A 23,887-nucleotide genomic window follows, 5' to 3' on the forward strand; every position below is an offset into this window, starting at 1 on the left:
CTTGGGAGGTACTCATGTTCACGTTGAAGCATCTGAGCGCGGCCGCGCTCGGGACGATGTTGGTCGCATCCGCCTTCGCGGATACGAACGTCGCCTCGGACAAGGCGAAAAAGAGCGCGCCGCAACCCGCCGCCGCGCAATCGGCGATGCGTGCCTACATCGATCCGGAAACCGGAAAGCTGGTCGATCGGCCCGTGACGCAGGAACAGAAGCGTGCCGCCGCGCAGACCGCGCCGGCGCAGGACGCCAGCAAGGTCACCATGACCCAGCATGCGAACGGCATGCGCGAGTACGAATTCAACGGCCAGGCCGACGAAACGATGATCGCGACGGTCCGTCCAGACGGCTCGATCGAATACCGCTGCGCCGAACACGGCATTGCGCTCGGCACGCCGCACGATCAGGCAACGGAGGCGCGCAATGACCGCTAAGTTCTTGCATCGCACCCTGCTCGGCGTGCTCGCCGGCGCGGCTTGCGCCGCGGCGCCGACGGCATTCGCCACCGCGACGATCACCATCGTCAATGCCGACGGTGCCGGCGAAGGCTTCAACGATCCGGCCGCGCCGAACCCGAACGCCGGCTGCGCCAGCGGCGAAACGCTCGGCCAATGCCGCCTGCGCGTGTTCAATGTCGCCGCCGCGCAGTGGGGTCAGTTGCTCAATTCGAGCGTCACCATCGTGGTCAGCGCGGCGATGGACCCGCAGGACTGCGCCGGCACCACCGCCGTGCTCGGCTCGGCCGGACCGCGCGGCGCGTTCGCCGACTTCCCCAACGCGCCGAAGTCCGGCACGGCTTATCACGTCGCATTGGCCAACTCGCTCGCCGGCGAAGATCTCGCGCCGACCACGCCCGACATCGGCGCGACCTTCAACATCCGCATGGACGACGGCGACTGCCTCAACGGCACCGCCGGCTGGTGGTACGACACCAATCCGGCCACGCCGCGCCCGGCCGACCGCACGCCGCTGCTGCCGGTGGTGTTCCACGAACTGGGCCATGGCCTCGGCTTCACCTCGCAGTACAGCAACTCCAACGGCGCGCCGCTGACCGGCACCGACGTGCCGATCTGGGGCTACTACCTGTACGACGACCAGAAGCAGAAGTACTGGAAAGACATGACCAACGCGGAGCGCAACGCGTCCAAGACCAACGATCCGCATCTGGTCTGGACCGGCACGCGCACCAACAAGCAGACGCCGAAGTACGTCGGTCCGCCGGCCAAGCTGATCGTCAATTCGCCCGCCGCAATCGTCGGCAACTACGACGCGCAGCCGGCCGAGTTCGGCCCCAGCATCGCGACCAATCCGGTCACCAACGATGTCGTCTATGTCGACGACGGCGTGGTCGGCGTGGTCGATCCGGATCATCCGGCCGCCGGCAACGTCAACGACGGCTGCGAAACGCCGTTCGTCAACGCCGCCGCCGTCGCCGGCAAGATCGCCCTGATCGACCGCGGCTACTGCACGTTCGCGATCAAGGTGAAGAACGCGCAACTGGCCGGCGCGGTCGGCGTGATCATCGCCAACAACGCCGCCAGCGGCTTGCCGGGAATGGGCGGCAGCGACGCCACCATCACGATTCCGTCGGTCGGCACGACGCAGGCGGCCGGCACCGCGATCAAGGCGAACCTGCCGAGCCCCGGCGTCAACGCGACGCTCGGCACCCTCACCGGCGCGCCGCTGGCCGGTACGCAGCAAGGCTGCATCCGCCTGAACGCGCCGAACCCGGTCGTGCTCGGCTCGTCGGTGTCGCACTTCACCGCCGACGCGTTCCCGAACCTGCTGATGGAGCCGGCCTTGAACACGACCATTTTCGACAAGGTCGATCTGACCCTGCCCTTGTTCCAGGACATCGGCTGGAGCACCGGCGTCGAGAACATTCTGTTCCTCGACGGCTTCGATGCGAATCCGTGTCCGTTCGTGCAGCCGTAGTAGAAAACAGCCTCCCCTGATTCGCCGCGGTTGAAGCGGCGCGTCAGGGGATTGCGCAATCGTCGCAACGCATCGAACGACGGGCCCGAGCTCACACGCTCGGGCCCGTCGCGCAAAGAAACCCGCACAGCGCGCCAGCAATCGTCCATCGACGGCGCCGACACGGCATCATGGCCGTCCCGATCACCGCGCCATCCTCCCTTGCAAAAGATTGACCGCGCGCTCCCGCCGCGCCCTCGCCCCCGACAACGATGAGCAGCCGCCTGCGCCGCTGGTTCAAACGAATCGCCCTCGCGACGCTCGCGCTGCTCGCGCTCGCGCTGCTGCTCGACCTCGTGTTTCCGCTGCCGCTGCCCGACAGCAACGGCGGCAGCACGGTGGTGCTCGCGCGCGACGGCTCGCCGCTGCGCGCGTTTCCCGACCGCGACGGCGTCTGGCGTTATCCGGTGCGCATCGAAGAGGTTTCGCCGCTCTATCTCCAAGCGCTGCTGACCTACGAAGATCGCTGGTTCTACCGCCACCCCGGCGTCAATCCGCTCGCGCTGGCGCGCGCGTTCGGCCAGTGGATCGTGCATCGGCGACTGGTCTCGGGCGGTTCGACCCTGACCATGCAGGTCGCGCGCATCCTCGACGGCACGCCGCACAGCGCCGCCGGCAAATTGCGCCAGATCCTGCGCGCCTTGCAGCTCGAAGCGCATCTGTCCAAGCGCGAAATCCTCAGTCTCTATCTCGAACGCGCGCCGTTCGGCGGCACCATCGAAGGCGTCGAAGCGGCCTCGTGGGCGTACTTGGGCAAGTCGGCGGCGCAGCTGTCGCGCGCCGAAGCGGCCCTGCTCGCGGTGCTGCCGCAGGCGCCGAGCCGGTTGCGGCCCGATCGCCAAGCCGCCGCGGCGAAGAGCGCGCGCGACAAGGTGCTCGCGCGCATGGCCGAACTCGGCGTGTGGACGCCGGCCGAGGTGTACGACGCGCAGATCGAATCGGTCGCCGCGCGCTCGCTGCAGCCGCCGCTGTCGGCGGCACTGTTGGCCGAACGGCTGCGCAACGAACGGCCGGCGCAGCGGCGCATCGCCACCACCATCGACGCCGCTCTGCAGCGCGCGCTGGAAACGCGCGTCAGCGACTACCTCATGCGTCTGCCCGAACGCACCTCGGCGGCGCTGCTGGTGATCGACAACGCGACGCTGGAAGCGCGCGCCTACGTCGGCTCGGCCATCTTCGGCGACGAGCAGCGTCTCGGCCACGTCGACATGGTGCGCGCCTGGCGCTCGCCGGGCTCGACCTTGAAGCCGTTCCTGTACGCGCTCGCGCTCGACGACGGCTTGATCGATTCGGAGAGCCTGCTGATCGACGCGCCGCAGTCGTTCGGCAACTATCGGCCGGGCAATTTCGATCTCGCCTACAACGGCCCGATCGGCGCCGCCGAGGCCTTGCGCTTGTCTTTGAACGTGCCGGCGGTCGACCTGCTCGATCGCATCGGCGCGGCGCGCTTCGCCGCGCGCTTGGCCAACGCCGGACTCAAGCTGCGCCTGCCCTACGGCGCCGAACCGAATCTGTCGCTGATCCTCGGCGGCGTCGGCGTGCGCATGGAAGACCTGGTCGGCGCGTTCGCCGCCTTCAATCGCGGCGGCATCGGCGGGCGCGTGCGCTACGTCGCCGACGACACTGCGATCGAACGCCGCCTGCTCTCCGACGGCGCCGCCTGGATCGTGCGCGACATCCTCGAAGCCAATCCGCGTCCCGGCTACGCACCGGGCACCTTCGACCTCGGCGCGCGCCCGCGCGTGGCCTGGAAGACCGGCACCAGCTACGGTTTTCGCGACGCCTGGGCGATCGGTGCCACGCGCGGCTACACCGTCGCGGTCTGGATCGGCCGACCGGACGGCACGCCACTGCCGGGCCAATACGGTGCGGTCACCGCGTTGCCGCTGCTGTTCCAGATCGTCGACAGCCTGCCGCGCAGCGCCGTCTCGGCGACGCCGCAGCCGCCGCCCGCGAGCGTGACCCAAGCCGACATCTGCTGGCCGCTCGGACTCGCCTTCGACCCGGCCAAACCGGATCTGTGTCATCAAAAACACAGCGCTTGGATCTTGAACGGCGTGATCCCACCGACCCTGCCCGAACGCGACGCGCGCAGCTGGAGCGCGGGGCTCTTGCACTTGCGCGTCGACGCCGACAGCGGCGCACGCCTCGGCGCCACCTGCGTGAAGGGAAACGTGCGCGAAGTGGACATCGCGCGCTGGCCTTCGCTGGCCTATCCGTGGCTGCCGAGCGAGCTGCGCCGGCGCGCCAGCCTGCCGCCGCTCGCCGCCGGTTGCGCCGACGACGGCCTCGATGCGAGCCAGTCGATGCGCATCGACGGCATCGCCGACGGCGCCGCGATCGCGCGCGCGCCCAACAGCGACAAACCGGCCAGCGTGCGCCTGCGCGCACTCGGCGTCGGCGGCGAGGTGCTGTGGCTGATCAACGGCAAACTCGAAGGCAGCACGCACGGCGCGCAGCCGTTCGAGTACGCGTTCGCCGACACCGGCGCGCAGACCGTGACCGCGCTGACTACGGCCGGCGGCTACGCACAGCTGCGCTTGCGCGTCTTGCGCTGACGGCTGCGCGCTCTCGCGCGATGCGCGCGCCAGCTGCCCCTAGCCCACGCCGATCGCCTATTCTCGGCGCTTGGATTCCGCTGCCGAGGTGGTGCCGATGGCCCAGAGCATTCACGAGTTCGCCGACGATCCGCGCAATCGCGACATCCTGATCTACGTCAACGGCGAGATGAAGCGCCGCGAGGAAGCGGTCGTGTCGGTGTTCGACTCCGGTTTCGTGCTCGGCGACGGAGTGTGGGAAGGCTTGCGCGTGGTCGACGGCCAGCCGGCCTTTCTCGATGCGCATCTCGATCGCCTCTACGAAGGCGCCAAGGCGATCGCACTCGACATCGGCCTCGACCGCGCCGCGCTGACGCGCGCTATCTACGCCACCCTGGCCGCGAACAACATGCGCGAGGGCGTGCACCTGCGCCTGATGGTCACGCGCGGCATCAAGCGCACGCCCTACCAGGACCCGCGCGTGGTGATCGGCCCGGCCACCATCGTGATCATTCCCGAATTCAAGAATCCGCTGCCGGCCACGCTCGAACGCGGCCTCAAGCTGTTCACCGTGCACGTGCGCCGCGGCTATCCCGACGTGCAGGACAACAAGCTCAACAGCCACAGCAAGCTCAACTGCATCACCGCCTGCATCCAGGCCTACACGGCCGGCGCCGACGAAGGCCTGATGCTCGACCCGCACGGCTTCGTCGCGACCTGCAATTCGACCCATTTCTTCATCGTGCGCAAAGGCCAGGTGTGGACCTCGACCGGCCAGTACTGCCTCGGCGGCATCACGCGCGCGAACGTGCTGGCGGTATGCCGCGAAGCGGGCATCGAGGCACACGAGAAATCCTTCAGCCTGACCGACGTCTACGGCGCCGACGAAGCGTTCTGCACCGGCACCTTCGCCGGTGTGGTGCCGGTGCGCGAGATCGACGGCCGCCTCGTCGGCGAGGGCCGGCGCGGACCGATGGTGGAACGCCTGCAAACGCTCTATCGCGCCTACGTCGCACGCGACGTCGCCGCACGCGCGGCGCAAGGCGGCAGCGCATGAACGCGCCGCTGCGCATCGCGATGTGGTCCGGCCCGCGCAACATCTCGACCGCGATGATGCGCGCCTGGGAGAACCGCGGCGATTGCGCGGTCGCCGACGAACCCTTGTACGCGCACTACCTCGACCACACCGGCATCGATCATCCGATGCGCGAAGAAGTCGTCGCCAGCGGCGAAACCGACTGGCGCAAGGTCACCGCGGCGCTGAGCGGGCCGATTCCACAGCAGCAGCCGGTCTGGTACCAGAAGCACATGAGCCACCATCTGCTGCCGCACATCGAGCACGATTGGATTCATGCGCTGAGCAACGCGTTCCTGATCCGCGATCCGGCCCAGGTGGTGCATTCCTACGTGAAGGCGCGCGCCGACGTCTGCGCCGACGACATCGGTTTACCGCAAGAGGCGCGCCTGTTCGACGAGCTGGCCGAACGCAGCGGCGCGGCGCCGCCGGTGCTCGACGCCGACGATTTCCTGCGTGCGCCCGAGGCGCATCTGCGCGCGCTGTGCGCGCACTTCGGCATCGCGTTCACCGAACGCATGCTGCACTGGCCGGCCGGGCCGCGCGGCAGCGACGGCGTATGGGCGCCGCATTGGTACGCGCAAGTGTGGCGTTCGACCGGCTTCGAAGCACCGCGCGAGCGGCCGCTGCGTTTGCAGGACCAGGCCGCGCGCGTGGCCGACCAATGCCGGCCGCCGTACGAACATCTGTATCGGTTCCGGCTACGCGTTGCGGAGTGAGCGTTCCGGCTCGAACGGCGCCGGTGTCGCGGACGCGCTAGTCGTCATCCCAGAGCGAAGTCTTCTTCGCGACAGCAGCCGGCTTACTCGGCGCATCGCCTTGAGCCACCGCCTGCCACACCGCCAACGCATCGCGCGTGACCGCGACATCGTGCACGCGCACGATCGCCGCACCGCGCTGCACCGCGATCAGCGCCGCCGCCGCGGAACCGGCAGCGCGCTCGGCCGGCTGCTGGCGTGAGGTCAAACGGCCGATCATCGACTTGCGCGACAACCCGACCATCACCGGCGCCAGTTCCGGGAAGCGCGCCAGCGCGCGCAGCAAGGCAAGGTTGTACTCCAGCGTCTTGCCGAAGCCGAAACCCGGATCGACCAGGATCTTCTTCTTGTCGATGCCGGCCATCTGACAAGCGAACAGACGCTCGGCGAGGAAGCGATGCACGTCGCCGACGACGTCGTCGTATTGCGGATCGTCCTGCATCGTGCTCGGCGCGCCGAGCATGTGCATCAGGCAGACCGGCACGCCGAGTTCGGCCACGGCGTCGATCGCGCCGTCTTCGCGCAGAGCGCGCACGTCGTTGATCAGGCCGGCGCCGGCGGCGACCGCGGCACGCATGACCTCGGGCTTGCTGGTGTCGATCGAGATCGGCACCTCGGTGCGGCGCGCCAGTGCGGCGATCACCGGCACCACGCGCGCGATCTCGTCTTCGGCCGATACCTCCGCAGCGCCCGGCCGAGTCGACTCGCCGCCGACATCGAGCAGATCAGCACCCTCTTCGATCAGCTTCAAGCCGTGCTCGACCGCAGAGTCGGGATCGAGAAAATCGCCGCCGTCGGAAAACGAATCCGGCGTCACGTTGACGATGCCGCACAAACGCGGCCGATCGAGCGCGAGCGGGCGGCCGTTGCAGTCGAGCACGGTCACGAACACGGCCGCACCGCCCGGTTTTCGATAGCCGCGTCACCGTGCGAAGGAATTCGCGCGCGCATCCGCCGCATGCCTGCTCTCCGTCGTCTTCGAGCGCGCATGGTACACAACGCGACCCTTACCGCGGTTCGCGCTCGCGTCGAAGGTGCCGTGACGCGGCGCGAACCGGGTCAGAGCGCGTCGAAGCCGTTCTTGAAGATCGCATCGTTCACTCGTTCGGTCACCGCGATCGTGACTTCGGCGATCTCCGAATCCGCTTGCCCATCGTTGGCGCGGTAGCGGAAGCCGTCGGCGCCGACGAAACCGCTCGCCGGTACGTAGGTGAAGCTGCCGTCCGCGTTCAAGCTCAGCGCACCGTGCTCGGGACCTGCGACCAGCACCGCGGTGAGCGCATCGGCCTCGGCGTCCGCATCGTTGGCGAGCACGCCCGGCGCGCTCTGCGTCAAGCTCGTGTCTTGCTCGACTGTGTAGTGATCGCCGGTCGCGACCGGCGGCTGATTGATCGGCAAGGTCGCCGTGAGAGTCGCCGTCGCTGCATCGACGCTGTTGCCGAGCGTGGTCTGCAGCGCGCCGGCGGCGATCGTGTGGGTGTAGGTGCCGGCCTCGGCAACCGTGACCGACAGCGTGACCGTGCACGACCCTGCCGCCGGAATCTCGGCGGCGCCACTGAGGGTGACAATCGTGCCGCCGGGATCGGTGGACAAGCTGCCGCCGGCGCAGGTCGTCGTCGCCGCGGCTGGATCGGCCACCACGATCGGCGCCGGCAAGGTGTCGACGAGATTCGCGCTCAACACGGCCGCGACGCCGTTGCCGTTGCTCAAGGTGAGCGTCAACGTGCTGACGCCGCCGACGGTGATCGTATCGGGCGCGAAACCCAGCCCGAGCATCGGTGCGCTGAAGCTCGGCCGGTACTCGAATGCGCCGATGTCCGCCGCGGTGCCGACGACGCGCGGATTGCCCGCCCCGCGCTGGTCGAATGGAACGTTCGCCGCGTTGTTGCCCGCATCGATGGCGGGACTGCCGGCGGCGAGCGCGTGCGTGAAGGTCGCGCCGCCGTTGTTCTGCAGCGGCCCGAGCATCGGATCGGACGCCAGGGTGTTCGGCGGCAAGGCGACGCCGGCCGCGTTCGCGATCAGATTGTTCGTTCCCGCGATCGCTGCCAGGTTCGCGCTCAGATCGGCTGCGGCCGCCAGCGGAGCCGTGTTGCCGGCGATGATCGTGCTCTGGAACGTGCTGCGTCCGCTCGAGGTGTGCGTGTCGACGACGCCGCCGATTCCCGTAGCGGCACTGGCGACATTGCCGACGATCGTGCTGTTCCGCACCGACATCGGCCAGGTCGAGCTGTAGTAGCCGTGGTAGTCGCCGAGATAGAGGCCGGCGCCGGTGCCGGCCGCATTGCCCGAGATCGTGCTGTTGGTGATGGTCAGGCGGTTGTAGTCGGCGAAGACGCCGCCGCCGATGGTGGCGGTGTTGCCGCTCACGGTGGAGTCGGACAGATTCAAGCTGCCGGCTTTGGTGAACAGGCCGCCGCCCTTCGCCTGTTCAGCGGCGCTGGACGCGGTATTGCCGGCGATCGTGGTGGTAGCGACGTTGGTCGGGGCGGAGCCGGTGTAGGTGTAGAGGCCGGCGCCGAACGCATCGCCCGATGCCGACAGCGTGTTGTTCGAGATCACGCTCGCTGCGATCGTCGTCTGCACCGAGCCGTTCACGGCGATGCCGCCGCCCGTGCTCTTGCGGCAGGCGTCCACCGCGGTATCGCAGCCGGCGAAATTGTTCGTCACCGACGAGTTCGTCGCGACTACGTCGGATGCGGCGATGCCGCCGCCGGCGGCCAAGTGCAGCGGAGTCGGATCGCCGGTGCTGGCGCGGTTGCCGCTGACGGTGCTGTCCGTCAGCGTGACCAGGCCGCTCGCGCGCACTCCGCCGCCGAGCGCATCGATGCCCTCGGCTTGTGCAGAGCCGACGCCGCTGGCGAGGTTGTTCGATACCGTGCTGCGCGTGAGCGTCAGCGCATTGCCTGCGTAGATGCCGCCGCCGGCCGCGATGGTGCCCGGTACTTGTGCCGCGTGGACGGCTTTGCAAGCCGTCACCGTGGCGTCGACGAGTACGACCGCGCCGCTTGGGCCGCTCAGGTTTTTCGCGAACACGCATCCGCCGACCGCGGCGAATTCCGGGCTTGGGCTGGCCGTCGTCGTCGCGTCCGCGCGGCCGTGGGTCAAGGTGATGCCGCTCAAGGTCAACGTGCCAGTGCGGCCGTGCAAGAAGATGCGTCCGGCGTCGTTGCCGTCGATGCTCAGGCGCTCGCGGCCGGGGCCGGCGATCGTCAGGTCGTCGACCTGCACCTCGATCTGGCCGGTCAACAGCGTGATCGTCGCGCAGTCGAGCTGGCTCAGGTCCACGGTGTCGCCGCTGGTGGCCGCCGCCACCACGTTGCGCAGCGTGCCGCTGCCGCCGTCGTCCGCGCAGCTGGTGACCGGCAGCGCTGAACCCAGCGCAGGTCGCGAGTGCTCGCGCGCGGGAGCGGCAGCGGCGAGGGTCGCGCTGCCCGCGTGCGTCGACAACGCCAGCAGCAGGCAAGCCGCCAGCGGCTTGATCGACGGCATCGACGCGCGCAACGTTTCGCCACGGCCGCGCCGCGAAGCAGCGCATCGAGCGCCGGCGGGCGCGTCAGTACTAGGCATCGACGCGTGTTCGCACGCACCGCTTTCGATTCCGCCCATGATCGGTTCCCCTGTTCCTGAAATGGAGCGATGCGAGCCGGCACGGTCACTTCGCGCTGCCGACGCCGATGCGCGTTCGATCGCCGCGGTCATCGCGCAGCTCGCGACGATCGCGGCGCCGAATGGCGCGCATCAATGCGACTGCAATCAGCGCGCCGGCCGCTTCGTCATGGCTCGAAGCCGTTCGCGAAGATCGGATCGACCGTGCCGCCCACGCTGAACTGCAGCGGTACCGCCAGCGTGCGATAGCGGCTGCCGACGCAGACGCTGGTGTTGTAGACACCGTCGGCGAGGCCGCTGGGATCGAGCGTGACCACGGTCGCATCCGGCGCGGCGTTCGCAGCGACCACGCCGGTCGCCGGCGAGACGGACATCCAAGGCACCATCGGAGCGGCGCAACCGGGCGCGGTTTCGACCGCACGGATCATCATCGCGACGTAGTCGTACGCGTAGTGGCTGATCGGATAGAACACGCCTTCGCCGGCATCGAAGTAGCCGCCTTCGGGCGCATTCGGCGGCAAGCCGTCGGTGCCGTTTTCGTCGGCGTCGAGATAGACCGTGTAGTCGGGCGACTGGTCCGGCCGCCAGCGCACGCCGATGTAGACGCTGCCTGAAGCGACGTTGAGGCGCAGGCCGGAGATGTCGACGCGATCGTTGAAGGTCGCCAGGCCAGGAAACGGCGTGCCGACCGTGTTCGCAGCCACCGCGCCGAGTTCGTTGCCCGGGCCGCCGCCATCGCCGCTGTCGTCGTACACGACCACTTCGTACTCGACCGCGCCGGCCGGCGAATCGGGGTAGATGTAGGTGGAGAACGCGACGCAGACGCTGGTGAAGGTGGCCGGATAGTAGGTCGGCGTGAACTTGTCGACGATGACGCTGGTGAGGAAGGAACCGCCGGCGTACCCGTTGGTGGCGTTGCCGTCGTCGTGGATCACCACGCCGGGAACGGTCTGCGCGCACTCCGTTCCCGCCGTGAGCAGGTTCGACGACGGAGCCTGCGGAGCGTGCTCGCGAGCGTCGGCGAGATCGGTCGCCAGCGAGTCTTGGATCGAGCGTGCCGGCAGCGGCGCGGCTTGCCGCTGCGCATTCGTCGCCAGCACGGCGCGTTCGAGCGGCCGGGCAACCGGCGGGCTCGCTGCAAGCGCCGTCTGCGCCGTTCCGAGGATGGACCAGGCCAGATCGCGATTGCCGCCGTTGGCGACCGTCAGTGTCGCGCTGACCGGCTGCGTGCTGCGCGAAGGCGCCGACATCGAGAGAGCGGCAGGTGTCACGTCGAGCGTGGAGCTGCCCGCATCGATGTCCACGCCGGCGCTCGCCGAATGCACGCTCACCGTAGTCGGCGTCCATGCGATCGCCGAAGGATCGGCGTGGGTGAGCTCGGTACGGTAGGAATACTGGTTGACGAAGGATTGGCCGCTCGATTCTTCGTAGTGCCGCAACCCGATTGCGGCGCTGCGGCCGTAGTCGAACGGTTCGGTGTCGGTGATCCAGTCGAAGAAATTGAAGTAGGTGCTGAGGTATTGGAACGAAATCGAACCGTCTTCGCCGAGCAGCGCTTCGACATTGGCGCGGTCGTTCGTCTCGAAGCACATGTCGCTCAAGACGTCGCACCACTGATGCGCACGATCCCACTGCACGATCACGGTGCGGTTCGGTGCCGTCCCCCGCACTTCCCAGTAGACGCCGCCGGAGGGATACCAGAGCACATCCCAGAACGGCGCGATCACGCTGCGGCGGATGGTGTTCAGCGGCCGGTTCTGGTTTCCCGCGCTGTCGCAACGTGGCAGCGCGAAGAACATCACACCGAGATTGGTGACGCACAGCTGATCCGACTCGACCCCGTAGAACGGAAACTCGAACGGCAGCGTCAACACCTGCGCGCCGACTGAAAGCGGCGTGTCCAAGGTGTTCAAGCGCGATCCGCTGGAACGGATGTCGACGAAGGCGGACGGCGCGAGATCGTTGGTGAGGTAGTCGGGCGCGGCGGCTTGCGCGGTCCAGGTCGCCGCATAGCTGAGGCTCTCGCTCACCCGGATGCGGCGGTGATAGGTGTAGGTATCGCCGGCCGCAATCGCGATCGGCGAGTAGCGAAAGAGCATGCCGTCGAGGCTGTCCTCGAGCGAGCTGTAGGCGAGATTCTCGCCAGTGCGGTTGGTCACGGTGTAGCACAGGTCGACCACGTCACCGCGCTCGACCTCGACCGCCGTGGCGCTGCCGCAGGTCGATCCGTCGCCGTCCGCGGTCAAACCGATCGCGAGATCGAACGCTGCGCCTTCGGCTTGATGGCTGCGCACCGTCAACGTCGCGCGCGACGCTCCCTCCTGCGCGCTCGCGGCGGCGGCAAACAGAAATGCGGCCTGCGCGCTCAACACACTTGCGATGCCCAGCTTGGCGTAGCGTGCGGCCGAGCGCGCGCGGCTTGCGGAATTGCTGTCGATGTCCACTCGATCCCCTCGTTCTTACACGTTCATTTGATACGCACATCGCGAAGCGGCGATTGGCGTCGCTCGCCTGCAGCGGAACCTAACGACGGCCGCGCGATCGGCGCAATCCCGCGCCGTACCCGCGGCGGTGGCTGCGCGTGATCTCGAAGTACAAGCCGATGATTCGAGGAGAATTTGCGCTCGCGCCGCCGCCGTCACGCGCAGCGCTCTAGCGCGCGCCTGCGGCAAGCGGCGGACTCTGGATCGAAGCGGGAATGGCGCGCTCGCCGGCCAGCGCGCGCGTGTTGTCGAGCGCGATACGCCAGGCCTCGTAGCGGCCGAGCGCCTGATACAAGCGGGCCTGCAGCAAGGCGCAGGAAAAATCGCTGGCGGCCCAGCGACCGACCCGCCCGACCACGGCGGTGGCGTGTGCCAGGTCGCCGGACTCGAGCAAGGCGTCGGCATAGGACTCGGCGATCCAGCGTATCTCCGACGGCTTTCCCGGATGCTCCACCGCCGACATCGCCGCCTCGTAGATCGCCAACGCGGCTGAACGCTCGCCGGCACTCCAGTGTTGTTCCGCCTCGGCCAGACGCGCGCGCAAGATCACCGTCGGCTTGTTCGACGCCGTGGCCCAGGCGAGGAAGGCTTGGGTTTGCGCGCTCGCCGGCTCCGCTTGGCCGGCGGCTCTGAGCGCGCGCACCGAGGTCAACCACGCTTCGGCGCGGTCAACGGCGAAGCGGGTCGAATCGGGCAGCTCGCGCACCGCATCGCCGGCTCGCCGCAACGCCGCGTCGAAGCGCCGCTCGGCCAGATCGAGTTGGCCGGACAGACCGCCGATCAAGGCAAGCAGGTCCTTTTCTTCCTTCGGATCGGCGGCAGCGGCGACGCTCGCGAGCAGCGCGCGCGCATCGGCCAGCCGACCGTTCGCGGCCAGGCTCCTGGCACCGGTGTAGTCGAGGAAACGCAGCGACTCCTGGCTTTCCGCGCGAGCCAGCTTGGTGCGCATCTTCTCGTAGATCGCCAGCGCCTTGGCCGGCTGCAGCAAGGTCAGCTGCGCCGACATCTGATTGATCGTCGGCGTAAGCAAGCGGTTGATCGCTTCGAACCGCTCCAAGGTCTGTGCCGAACGCTCGAGCAGAGACAAGGCCTCGGCGGTGCGGCCGTTGCGCAGGTCCTGCACGGCTTCGTTGTTGTCGACGCTCGCCAGTCCGAGCGAATCGTTCGCCATCGTGTACATCATGCGCGCACGCGCGAAGTCGTCGCGCGCGGCGTCTTGGTCTCCCGTCACCGCATAGGCGATGCCGCGCCGCGCCAGCGCGTCGGCGAGATGGGACGGATCGTCGAGCTTTTCGAGCAGGTCGATCGCTTCGGACAAGTCGCGGATCGCGGTCGGCGTATCGAGGATGTTCACGGTGCTCAGAGCGGTCAGCACACGTGCGCGCAACACCGGATCGTCCGCGGCCGAGGTGGTCGTCAAGAGGTTCGCCAGGCGTGCGCGCGCGGCGTCGTCCTGGTCGGTTTCCGTTTCGAGCCGCGCCAAATCCAATTGCAACGACGGCAGCTTGACGACCGCCGGCGGCGCCGCTTCTATCAGACGGCGCGCGGTGCGGATGTCGTCGGTCAGCATCGCCACCTCGATGCGCTGCAAGAGTTCCGCCACGGAAGGCGCGGTTTCGTCCGTCGCCGGCGCGGGGCTGGCCTTGCCGAGCAGCGCCAGCAGCTGGTCGCAGGCGTCGCGCGCGGCGAGCAGGACATCGGGCGAATACGCCTTCGCCAGGCGCTCGCGATCGCCGCTGTGCAAGGTGAGCTTGACCAGCCAACCGCCTTGCTGCTGGATCGCCAGCGCCGTGACGATGTCCTGCGCGCCGGTCGCTTGGCGCACTTTGGCGGCGAAGTCGCCGTCCTGCGGCGCGCCGCCGGCGAGCGCGACGATGTCCGAACTCGGCACCACGCGAAACGCGGCCTTGCGCAGCCGGCTCGCGACCAGATCCATCAAGCCCAGGCGCATCCACGCGGCGTCCGCATCGCCGTTCGCTTCGACTTCCGCGGGAATGACCGCGATGGCGGCGGTCGACGATCCGGCCGTTCGCTTGAGCGCGGAGAGCGGCGAGAGATCGCGATTCCAGAAAACGCCGACGCCGATCGCAGCGGCGATCGCGAGGATGAGCACGAGCCAGCTCGCAATCCGCGGCCAGCGTCTGCGCGAACTTCGCGGCACGCTCGCTTCCGCTGCTGCGGTGGGCAACAGCGGGCGCGTCGCATCTTCCTCGACGACTTCCGCCACCCAGTGAAATCCGAAATGCGCGACCGTACGGATGACCGCCTGGCGATCACCGTCGTCGCCGACCACGCGGCGCACTTTGCGCATCAGCTGGCGCAGCTGGACGTCGGTCACGTCCGCTCGCCCCCACACCGCCGCGGTCAGCTCGTCGTGCCCGACGGCGCGATCCCGGTGCTGGATCAGGTAAGCGATGCAATCGAAGGCTTTCGGCGCCAGCGCGAACAGCACACCGCCGCTGCGCAGTTCGCGCGTCGCCGGGTCGAGCACGTAGCCGCCGAAGCGATAGCGAGAACGCTGGGGAGGATCGGAAGGCTTCACGTCGGTGCCGCGATGCTCGACCGTTCCGATGCGCAGCACAGCGCTCGAAACGTGGATCGTAGCGGCGAACACGCCTTCAAAGATTGCATCGCAGCGCGTACCCAGCCCATTCCTGCTCGACCGGCATGGTACACAAGCACGCTCCGCCGCAGCGATCGGCCGCGGTCGCGCTAACTCGCCGGCGGCGGCCGATTGTGTTGCAAAACTAGACAATCCATCCCGGTCGCGCCGCCTTATCCGCGCGGCGCCGCCCTCTAGACTGGCATGAGAGGCGCCGGGCCGCCTCGCTTCCTCATTCCCAGGAGATTGCGATGACCGACCATTCCATCCAAGGCAAGACCGTATTGATCGCCGGCGGCGCGAAGAATCTCGGCGGGCTGATCGCACGCGATCTCGCTGCGCACGGCGCCAAGGCGGTCGCGATCCACTACAACGGCGCGGCGAGCAAGGCCGACGCCGACGCGACGGTCGCCGCGATCAAGGCCGCCGGTGCGCAGGCCGCCGCGTTCCAAGGCAATCTCACCAGTGCCGGCGCGGTCGAAAAACTGTTCGCCGACACCGTCGCCGCGGTCGGCCGGCCGGACATCGCGATCAACACGGTCGGCAAGGTGCTGAAGAAACCCTTGGTCGAGATCAGCGAAGCCGAATACGACGAGATGACCGCGGTCAATTCCAAGTGCGCGTTTTTCTTTCTCAAGGAAGCGGGCAAGCACGTCAACGACAACGGCAAGATCCTGACTTTGGTTACGTCCCTGCTCGGCGCCTACACGCCGTTCTACGCCGCCTACGCCGGCACCAAGGCGCCGGTCGAGCATTTCACGCGCGCGGCGTCGAAGGAGTTCGGCGAGCGCGGCATTTCGGTGGTGGCGGTCGGCCCAGGTCCGATGGACACGCCGTTCTTCTATCCGGCCGAAGGCAGCGATGCGGTCGCCTACCACAAGACCGCGGCGGCGCTGTCGAACTTCTCCAAGACCGGCCTGACCGACATCGAAGACATCGCCCCCTTCATCCGCTTCCTCGTTTCCGACGGTTGGTGGATGACCGGCCAGACCATCCTGATCAACGGCGGCTATACGACCAAATGACGATGCGCGGGCCCGGCTGCGGCGGCGCTTGCCCCAAGATCGCGCAAGCGATGCGATCGCCCATCGATTGCTGAGGCCGCCGCATGGACAAGCTCGACCGCTACCGCATCTTCGTCAGCGTCGCCGAGATGGGCAGCTTCACGCGTGCCGCGCATGCGCTCGACCTGCCGCGCGCTTCGGTGTCCGCCGCGCTGCAACGGCTGGAGGCGGACATCGGCGCGCGCCTCTTGCATCGGACCACACGCCGCGTGCGGCTGACTGCCGACGGCAGTCAGTTGCTCGAACGCGTGCGCCCGCTGCTGGCCGAAGCGGAAGACATCGATCAGTTGTTCCAGACACGCCAGCGCCAGGTTTCCGGGCGCCTGCACGTGGACGTGCCGAGCCGCATCGCACGGCGCTTGATCGCGCCGGCGCTGCCGAACCTGTTGCGCCGCTATCCGCGCCTGCAGCTCGAACTCGGCTCGACCGATCGCACGATCGACTTGGTGCGCGACGGCGTCGACTGCGCGATCCGCGTCGGCGAGCTGCGCGACAGCAGCTTGGTGGCGCGGCCGCTCGGGCAGCTCGCGATGATCAACTGCGCCAGCGCCGGTTACCTGCGCGATTTCGGCGTGCCCGAACGCTTGCAGGATTTGGCCGACGGACATTGGACAGTCGGCTACGCCTCGCCGAGCACCGGCCGCGAGATTCCGTGGGAAGGCGAGATCGGCTCGGCGGGCGCGCTGCGCATACCGAGCCGGGTCGTGGTGAACAATGCCGAAAGCTACATCGCCTGCTGCCGTGCCGGCATTGGCCTGATCCAGGTGCCGCGCTACGACGTGCAGTATCTGTTGGACGCAGGCGAGCTGATCGAGGTGCTGTCCACGCATCGCCCAAGCGCGATGGCGGTCACCGCCTTGTATCCGCATCGGCGGCCGGCCTCGCGTCGCGTGGCGGTGTTCGTCGATTGGTTCGCCGCGCTGATCGCGCCGTATCTGCAAGCGCCGGCGCGATGACGGAGTGAGCGGCATCGAACGCGGCGGTCGAGAGAAAAACCTGCCTACCCGTTTAGGCGATACACCGTACGACGTGCAAGCCGCTTGTTGTCGCAGCGATCCTTGCGGGAGCGCGTGCGCAAGCTCCCCTGCCGCGACGAGCGAACTCGAATGAATCGCGTCGCGTAAAACGACGAAGGCTGCCTCGCGGCAGCCTTCGGTAACTACGATACGCGGCGAATCAATCGCCGCGATCGATCACGCGCGATTGCACCGCCGGGCCGCCGATCGGCGCTTCGCCGCGCGGTGCGCTGCCGCCGCCGGCGTGCGGCGGACGGTTGCCGCCCTGCCAGTCCTTCGGCGGACCGGGCTCGCGCCCGTTCATGATCGCGGCGATCTGCTCGCGGTCGATCGTCTCGTACTGCAGCAGCGCCTGCGCCATCGCCTCGAGCTTGTCGTTGTGGTCGACCAGAATGCCCTTGGCGCGCGCGTAGGCGCGATCGATCACACCGCGAACGACCTCGTCGATCTTGCGCGCAGTCTCTTCCGAGACGTGCTTGTGCTGCGTCACCGAACGGCCGAGGAACACTTCGTCTTCCTCGTCGGTGTAGGTCATCGGACCGAGTTCTTCCGACAAACCGTACTTGGTGACCATGTCGCGCGCGAGCTGGGTCGCGCGCTGGATGTCGTTCGACGCACCGGTGGTGACCTTGTCCTCGCCGAAGATCAGCTCTTCCGCGACGCGGCCGCCGTACAAGCTCGCCAGGCGGCTTTCGAGCGAGGTCTTGGAGTGGCTGTAGCGGTCCTGCTCGGGCAGGAACATCGTCACGCCGAGCGCGCGGCCGCGCGGAATGATGGTGACCTTGTGCACCGGATCGTGCTCGGGCACGGACAGGCCGACGATCGCGTGGCCGGCTTCGTGATACGCGGTCAGCTTCTTCTCGTCGTCGCTCATGATCATCGAACGGCGCTCGGCGCCCATCATGATCTTGTCCTTGGCGCGCTCGAAATGGTCCATGCGCACGTCGCGCGAATTCTCGCGCGCGGCGAAAAGCGCCGCCTCGTTGACGAGGTTGGCGAGATCGGCGCCGGAGAAGCCGGGGGTGCCGCGCGCGATCGTCAGCGGCTCGACGTCGCTGGCGACCGGCACCTTGCGCATGTGGACTTTGAGAATCTGCTCGCGGCCTTTGAGGTCGGGCAGCGGCACGACTACCTGGCGGTCGAAGCGGCCCGGGCGCAGCAGCGCCGGGTCGAGCACGTCCGGACGGTTGGTCGCGGCGATCACGATCACGCCCTCGCTGCCCTCGAAGCCGTCCATTTCGACCAGCAACTGGTTCAGGGTCTGCTCGCGTTCGTCGTGACCGCCGCCGAGGCCGGCACCACGATGACGGCCGACCGCGTCGATTTCATCGATGAAGATGATGCACGGCGCGTGCTTCTTAGCCTGCTCGAACATGTCGCGCACGCGCGCGGCGCCGACGCCGACGAACATCTCGACGAAGTCGGAACCGGAGATCGAGAAGAACGGCACCTTCGCTTCGCCGGCGATCGCCTTGGCGAGAAGAGTCTTGCCGGTACCGGGCGAGCCGACCATCAGCACGCCGCGCGGAATCTTGCCGCCGAGCTTGGTGAACTTGGACGGATCGCGCAGAAATTCGACCAGCTCGGAGACTTCCTCTTTCGCCTCGTCGCAGCCGGCGACGTCGGCGAAGGTGATCTTGATCTGGTCTTCGCCCTGCAGCTTCGCGCGCGAGCGCCCGAACGACATCGCGCCGCGGCCGCCGGCACCGGCCTGCATCTGGCGCATGAAGTAGATGAGAAGACCGATGAAGATCAGGATCGGAACCCAGTCGAGCAGGATCTTCCAAAGCGGCATCACGTTGTCGACCGGTACCTGGCGTACCTCGACGTTCGACTTCGCCAGCAGCTCGAGCAGCTGACGGTTGCCGTCGATCGGAACGATCGTCGACACCGTGCTGCCATCCTTCAACTTGGCCGTCGCCTTCGAAGGCAACTCCGCGGTGAAGGTGACCGCAGCGACGCCGCCGTTGCCGACCTGCTGGGTGAAATCCGAGTACGACACGTCCGAAGGGGGCGCCGTGCGCGGATTGAAGCTCTGGAATACGGTCAAAAGGACGATCGCGATGACCACCCAGAGCAAAAGATTCTTAACCATGTCATTCATGGAATACGCCTGTCGCCTTACCAGTCTCTCGACTAACCGCGCTTGCCGACGGCCAGCGCATACACCTCGGAGCTACGCGCTCGCGAGGCCTTCGGTTTACGGATGCTGACGCGCTCGTAGCCTGCACGCAAGCGCCTTACGAAATCGTCAAATCCCTCGCCCTGGAACACCTTGGTCAGAAATGAACCGCCCGGACGCAGATGTGCGGCGGCAAATTCCTCGGCCAATTCCACCAGATGCATCGATCGCGGCTGGTCCACGGCGGCCATGCCGCTGAGATTGGGGGCCATGTCGGAAAGGACAAGATCGACCGCGGCGCCGCCAAGGGCTTGTTTCAATTGTTGCAAAACAGCCTCTTCACGGAAGTCGCCGTGGATGAATTCGACGCCGCCGATGCCCTGCATCGGCAGGATGTCGAGCGCGATCACGCGCCCCGACCATTCCCCGTTCTTCTCGCCCAGGCGCTCGCGCGCCACCTGCGACCAGCCGCCCGGCGCCGCGCCGAGATCGACGATGACCATGCCCGGCTTGAGCAGGCGGTCGCGCTCGATCAGTTCTTCCAGCTTGAATACGGCACGCGAACGCCAGCCCTCGGCCTGGGCGCGCTTCACGTACGGATCGCTGAAATGTTCCTGCAGCCAGCGATTGCTGGATTTGCTGCGTGCCATGGGTGCTACAGCGCCCCGCGCGGATTCGGCCGAAACAGCCGGGCATGATACCCTGTGCGGCCGGTGCTGCCCCGCGCCGACCCTGTCCATTCAGTTCCCGCTCATGCCCTTGTCTGCGTCCCAAAAGCGTTATCTGCGCGGCCTCGCGCACGACCTGAAGCCGGTGATCCTGGTCGGCCAGAAAGGCGTCACGCCCGCCCTGCTGGCCGAATTCGGCGGCGCGCTGGCGCATCACGAGCTGGTCAAGGTCAAGCTCGCCGACGACGAGCGCGATTCGCGCGACGCCTCGATCGAAGCGATCCGCGCACATTCGGGCGCCGAACTGGTGCAGACGATCGGCAAGGTCGCCTGCTTCTACAAGCGCAATCCCGAGCGGGCGCAGTTCACGCTGCCCAAGTAAATGCAGTTCACGCAGGACCTGCCCGAGGGTTACCTGTTCTTCCGCGCCTGCACGCCGGACGCGGTGACGGTGATCGACCGCACGCTGACGCGAAGCTTCCTGCTCGCGCCCGACCGTCTGGTCGAAGACTGGCCGGTCAATGCGGTCGAGAACCTCGACGCAGCTGCCGCTGAGGCGATCGCCGAACTCGCGCCCGAAGTGGTCCTGCTCGGTACCGGCGTGCGCCAGGTGTTTCCGCCGCGCTCGGCCCTGCTAACGCTGCTGCGGCAGCGCATCGGCGTCGAGGTGATGGACAACGCGGCGGCTTGTCGGACCTACAACCTGCTCGCCGGTGAAGGCCGGCGTGTGGTCGCGGCGATCATCCTGCCGCCGCGCAGCGACGGCTGAGCGCGCAAGGTCACGCGTCTTCTTCACCCTCGCTGGCGCGCAACAGAACGCTCAATCGCTGCAAGGCTTCGCTCTGAATCTGCCGTGCTCGCTCACGCGAGATACCGAGGTCGCGGCCGATCTCGGCGAGTGATTGCACCGGTGTGCCGTCGAGGCCGAAGCGGCGTTGCAGGACCGTGCGCTGGCGCTCGCCGAGTTGTGCGAGCGAGGCGGCGAAGCGCTCGGTGTTGATCGCCGCGCCCGGTGTCTCTTCGGCTTCTTGGATCTGTCCGATCAAGGCGCGTTCGCCGGCTTCGAGCGCGGCGTCGAGCGAGCCGACGCGCTCGTTGATGCGGAACAGCTCGGCAACCTCTTGCACGCTCTTTCCGGCCCCAGCGGCGATCTGATCCAAACTCGGCGGTGCGCCGAGGCGCGCGGACAGTTCGCGTTCTTCGCGCAGGATCTGCGCGAGTTCGCGCAGCACGTGCACCGGCACGCGCACGGTGCGGCCTTGGTTCATCACGGCCGACTGCACCGCCTCGCGAATCCACCAGACCGCGTAGGTCGAAAAGCGCAGGCGCCGTGCCGGATCGAATTTCTCGACCGCGCGAATCAAGCCGAGATTGCCTTCGGCGATCAGGTCCATCAGCAGCACGCCGCGGCCGACGTAGGGCCGCGCGACGGTCACGACCAGGCGCAGATTCGCTTCGATCATGCGCCTCCGCGCCTCGACGTCGCCGGCTTGCACGCGCGTGGCCAGCGCCCATTCCTCTTCGGCGCCGAGCAGGGCGATCAGTCCGATTTCGGCCAGGTACGCGCCGGTGGAACTCCGTGCTTCCTCGTCCTGTGGTTCGACCGCATCGATCAGATCGAGCAGGCCCTCGAGCGAGGAATCCTGCGCTTCCGAGCCGTCGTCGTGGGAATGGCGTGCGCTCACTCGGCCAGCTTATCGCGCTAGCGCCGCGGCAGATAATCGAGCGGATTAGCCGGCTTGCCGTTCTTGCGGATCTCGAAATGCAACGAGTCGCGGCTGGCGCTGCTCGAACCCATTTCCGCAATGACCTGGCCGGACTTCACCGCATCGCCCTCTTTCACCAGCCGCTTGCGGTTGTAGCCGTAGGCGGAGAGAAAGCCGGGACTGTGTTTGACGATGATCAGTTCGCCGTAGCCGATCAAACCGTTGCCGCTGTAGACCACGCTGCCGTCGGCGGCGGCGCGCACCGGATCGCCGGACTTGCCGGCGATATCGATGCCCTGTTTGGTCTGATCGCCGGCGACGAAGCCGCCGACGACTTGGCCGGTGGCGGGCCAGCGCCAGGCGACTTCGCCGGCGACGTTGCTGGCGCCCGATGCGGCGGCCGGCGGCGTTTCGATCGGCTTGCTGGCCGGAGCTGCCGCGACGGGCGCTGTGTTGGTCGGTGCCGGTGCGCTGGACGACGGTGCTGGAGTAGCCGCCGGCGCAGCGGCGGACGGCGGTGGTGAGGAAACGTTCTCGAACGGCGCCGGCGTGGGCGTGGCCGGCTTGTTCGGCGTAGGCGCCGTGACGGTCGCGATGACGGGCGTGGAGGGCGAACGCGACGGCGGCGCTGCCGGCTTGGTGCCGCCCTTCGGGCCGAGCCGGAGTTCCTGCCCGACATAGATCGTGTAGGGCGCCGAAATGCCGTTCCAGCCGGCCAGCTCGCGAAAGTCGGTGCCGTGGCGAAACGCGATGCTGTAGAGCGTATCGCCGCGCTGCACCTTGTAGCTGCCGCCGGAGGGAGGCGCGATGGATTTCGGCTCGGTCTTCGCCGGAGCCGCGCCGAAGCTGCGATCCTCGACCGGCGCAGGTCCGGTCGAGGCGCATCCGGCGAGCACCGCCAGAGCGATCGGCCAGAAACCGTGCCGTATCATGAAATGTTTTTTCATGACAGAAGCTTACCGAAGAAACTTGAAGTAGACGATTACCAGCACGACTAATGCGATGGCGATCCAGCCGATCCATTCGATCCAGCGGTGCAAGGCGTCCTCGGCGCGCTTGCCGCCGAGCCGGATCACGCCGGCGAGCAAGTACACGCGCTTGGCGCGACCGATGAACATGCTGGCAACGAAGGCGAACAAGGGTACCCCGACGATGCCCGAGGCCCAGGTAAATATCTTCAACGGCACCGGCATGAAGCCGGCCACCACCAAGGTCCAGAACGCGGTCCAAGGATGCTGCGCGACGTCCTCTTTCAGCTGCAGCACCAAGGCATCGATGCGCGGCAGCCAGCCCAGATCGTCGAGCAACGGACGCAGCGCGGCGAACGCGTAGTGGCCGAGCGCGTAGCCGACCAGCGCGCCGACCAGGGAGCAGATCACGCTGATGGTGGCGTAGCGGAACCAGCGCTCCGGTTTGGCCAGCACCATCGGCGCCAACATGATCTCGGGCGCGATCGGAAAGATGATCGCCTCGACGAAACTGAGTCCGCCCAGATACGGTTCGGCTCTCGGATGCCCGGCCCAGCGCAGCGCGGTTTCGTACATCGGTCGGAACAGCTTCATCGCGACACGTCCTGTTGAGGCTTCATCCGGTTCCCCCGAGCAAGGGCACGAAACTGACCGCGCCGAGCGATTCGCGCACCAAGCCTTCGCCTTCGGCGTCGGCACGCACGCGCACCAGCTGCTGCCGGCCGGGCGGCCCGACCGGCGCGACCAGACAGCCGTCCGGCGCCAGCTGATCGAGCAGCACTTCTTCGAGCTGCGTACCGGCGGCGGTCAGGATGATGGCGTCGAACGGCGCCTCCTCGTCCCAGCCGAGACGGCCGTCAGCGTGGCGCGAACGCACGTTGGCGATGCCGAGCTTGCGGAACAGACGGCGCGCGTTGCGCAACAGTTCGTCGATGCGTTCGACCGTATAGACCTGTTCGACCAGTTGCGCCAGCACGGCGCACTGATAACCCGAACCGGTACCGATTTCGAGCACGCGACGCGGCAGCTTGGCTTGGATCAAGACTTCGGTCATGCGCGCGACCACGAACGGCTGCGAGATCGTCTGCCCCTGCCCTATCGGCAGCGCAGTGTCTTCGTAGGCGCGCGAGGCGAGCGCTTCGTCGATGAACAAGTGACGCGGCAGCTGCCGCATCACGTCGAGCACACGACGATCGCGGATGCCTTCGGCGATCAAGCGCTCGATCAGGCGATCGCGCGCGCGTTGCGAGGTCATGCCGAGTCCGCGCGTTGCCGAGTCGCGCCGCGAGAACAGACTCATGCGAATCG

The 23,887-nt window shown here is 67.6% G+C and carries 19 protein-coding genes; 9 read left to right on the plus strand and 10 right to left on the minus strand.

The genetic code is table 11. From position 1 onward, the window contains the following. The first annotated feature begins 14 nt into the window (after window positions 1-14). From AC3QL3_RS12465 to AC3QL3_RS12485, 5 genes are all read left to right on the plus strand, one after another. Window positions 15-431 (plus strand): post-PEP-CTERM-1 domain-containing protein, encoded by a 417-nt coding sequence (locus tag AC3QL3_RS12465; RefSeq protein WP_492894031.1) that lies wholly within the window; start codon window positions 15-17, stop codon window positions 429-431. Beyond that, window positions 421-1,932, plus strand: a complete 1,512-nt coding sequence (locus AC3QL3_RS12470; RefSeq protein WP_492894033.1) for a PA domain-containing protein — start codon at window positions 421-423, stop codon at window positions 1,930-1,932. The genes AC3QL3_RS12465 and AC3QL3_RS12470 overlap by 11 nt, the downstream gene beginning before the upstream one ends. Before the next feature lie 251 nt (window positions 1,933-2,183). Next, window positions 2,184-4,529, plus strand: a complete 2,346-nt coding sequence (gene pbpC, locus AC3QL3_RS12475) for a penicillin-binding protein 1C (RefSeq protein ID WP_492894035.1) — start codon at window positions 2,184-2,186, stop codon at window positions 4,527-4,529. A gap of 97 nt (window positions 4,530-4,626) precedes the next feature. Further along, window positions 4,627-5,565: an aminotransferase class IV gene (locus AC3QL3_RS12480; protein ID WP_492894037.1), complete on the plus strand. Its 939-nt coding sequence runs from the start codon at window positions 4,627-4,629 to the stop codon at window positions 5,563-5,565. Next, entirely contained in the window at window positions 5,562-6,302 is a 741-nt protein-coding gene (locus AC3QL3_RS12485) for a sulfotransferase-like domain-containing protein (RefSeq protein WP_492894039.1), read from the plus strand. The genes AC3QL3_RS12480 and AC3QL3_RS12485 overlap by 4 nt, the downstream gene beginning before the upstream one ends. Before the next feature lie 37 nt (window positions 6,303-6,339). On the opposite strand, the gene folP is transcribed toward AC3QL3_RS12485, so the two are convergent. From folP to AC3QL3_RS12505, 4 genes are all read right to left on the minus strand, one after another. Next, window positions 6,340-7,233, minus strand: a complete 894-nt coding sequence (folP, locus tag AC3QL3_RS12490; protein WP_492894041.1) for a dihydropteroate synthase — start codon at window positions 7,231-7,233, stop codon at window positions 6,340-6,342. 167 nt (window positions 7,234-7,400) lie between these two features. After that, complete coding sequence (locus AC3QL3_RS12495; protein ID WP_492894043.1) at window positions 7,401-9,833, minus strand: DUF7933 domain-containing protein; 2,433 nt, start codon at window positions 9,831-9,833, stop codon at window positions 7,401-7,403. Between the two features lie 284 nt (window positions 9,834-10,117). After that, a complete protein-coding gene (locus AC3QL3_RS12500) occupies window positions 10,118-12,394 on the minus strand; it encodes a hypothetical protein (protein ID WP_492894045.1) in 2,277 nt (758 codons plus the stop codon). Between the two features lie 208 nt (window positions 12,395-12,602). Beyond that, window positions 12,603-15,047 (minus strand): winged helix-turn-helix domain-containing protein, encoded by a 2,445-nt coding sequence (locus AC3QL3_RS12505; protein ID WP_492894047.1) that lies wholly within the window; start codon window positions 15,045-15,047, stop codon window positions 12,603-12,605. A gap of 239 nt (window positions 15,048-15,286) precedes the next feature. Here AC3QL3_RS12505 and AC3QL3_RS12510 point away from each other — a divergent pair, with 239 nt between their 5' ends. After that, a complete protein-coding gene (locus tag AC3QL3_RS12510; protein ID WP_492894049.1) occupies window positions 15,287-16,060 on the plus strand; it encodes an SDR family oxidoreductase in 774 nt (257 codons plus the stop codon). A gap of 83 nt (window positions 16,061-16,143) precedes the next feature. Further along, window positions 16,144-17,055, plus strand: coding sequence for a LysR family transcriptional regulator (locus tag AC3QL3_RS12515; RefSeq protein WP_492894051.1), 912 nt, complete (start codon window positions 16,144-16,146; stop codon window positions 17,053-17,055). A 220-nt stretch (window positions 17,056-17,275) separates the two neighbouring features. Here AC3QL3_RS12515 and ftsH read toward each other — a convergent pair whose 3' ends face one another. Together ftsH and rlmE are read right to left on the minus strand one after the other, a co-directional pair. Beyond that, complete coding sequence (gene ftsH, locus AC3QL3_RS12520; protein WP_492894053.1) at window positions 17,276-19,219, minus strand: ATP-dependent zinc metalloprotease FtsH; 1,944 nt, start codon at window positions 19,217-19,219, stop codon at window positions 17,276-17,278. Between the two features lie 32 nt (window positions 19,220-19,251). Continuing rightward, complete coding sequence (rlmE, locus tag AC3QL3_RS12525) at window positions 19,252-19,887, minus strand: 23S rRNA (uridine(2552)-2'-O)-methyltransferase RlmE (RefSeq protein WP_492894055.1); 636 nt, start codon at window positions 19,885-19,887, stop codon at window positions 19,252-19,254. A 103-nt stretch (window positions 19,888-19,990) separates the two neighbouring features. Here rlmE and yhbY point away from each other — a divergent pair, with 103 nt between their 5' ends. Then, complete coding sequence (gene yhbY, locus AC3QL3_RS12530) at window positions 19,991-20,287, plus strand: ribosome assembly RNA-binding protein YhbY (RefSeq protein WP_492894057.1); 297 nt, start codon at window positions 19,991-19,993, stop codon at window positions 20,285-20,287. Beyond that, entirely contained in the window at window positions 20,288-20,674 is a 387-nt protein-coding gene (locus tag AC3QL3_RS12535; RefSeq protein ID WP_492894059.1) for an Mth938-like domain-containing protein, read from the plus strand. It begins immediately after the preceding gene. Window positions 20,675-20,684: 10 nt separating this feature from the next. Here AC3QL3_RS12535 and AC3QL3_RS12540 read toward each other — a convergent pair whose 3' ends face one another. From AC3QL3_RS12540 to AC3QL3_RS12555, 4 genes are read right to left on the minus strand one after another with little or no spacing between them, the layout of a single operon-like run. Then, a complete protein-coding gene (locus AC3QL3_RS12540; protein ID WP_492894061.1) occupies window positions 20,685-21,590 on the minus strand; it encodes a sigma-70 family RNA polymerase sigma factor in 906 nt (301 codons plus the stop codon). A gap of 17 nt (window positions 21,591-21,607) precedes the next feature. Beyond that, window positions 21,608-22,558 carry a peptidoglycan DD-metalloendopeptidase family protein gene (locus AC3QL3_RS12545; RefSeq protein ID WP_492894063.1) on the minus strand — a complete coding sequence of 317 codons (951 nt, stop codon included), beginning with the start codon at window positions 22,556-22,558 and terminating at the stop codon, window positions 21,608-21,610. A gap of 9 nt (window positions 22,559-22,567) precedes the next feature. After that, complete coding sequence (locus AC3QL3_RS12550) at window positions 22,568-23,173, minus strand: YqaA family protein (protein ID WP_492894065.1); 606 nt, start codon at window positions 23,171-23,173, stop codon at window positions 22,568-22,570. Between the two features lie 22 nt (window positions 23,174-23,195). Continuing rightward, entirely contained in the window at window positions 23,196-23,879 is a 684-nt protein-coding gene (locus AC3QL3_RS12555) for a protein-L-isoaspartate(D-aspartate) O-methyltransferase (protein WP_492894067.1), read from the minus strand. Window positions 23,880-23,887: the final 8 nt, after the last annotated feature.

Source organism: Dokdonella sp. GW821-FHT11D02, from assembly GCF_058808595.1.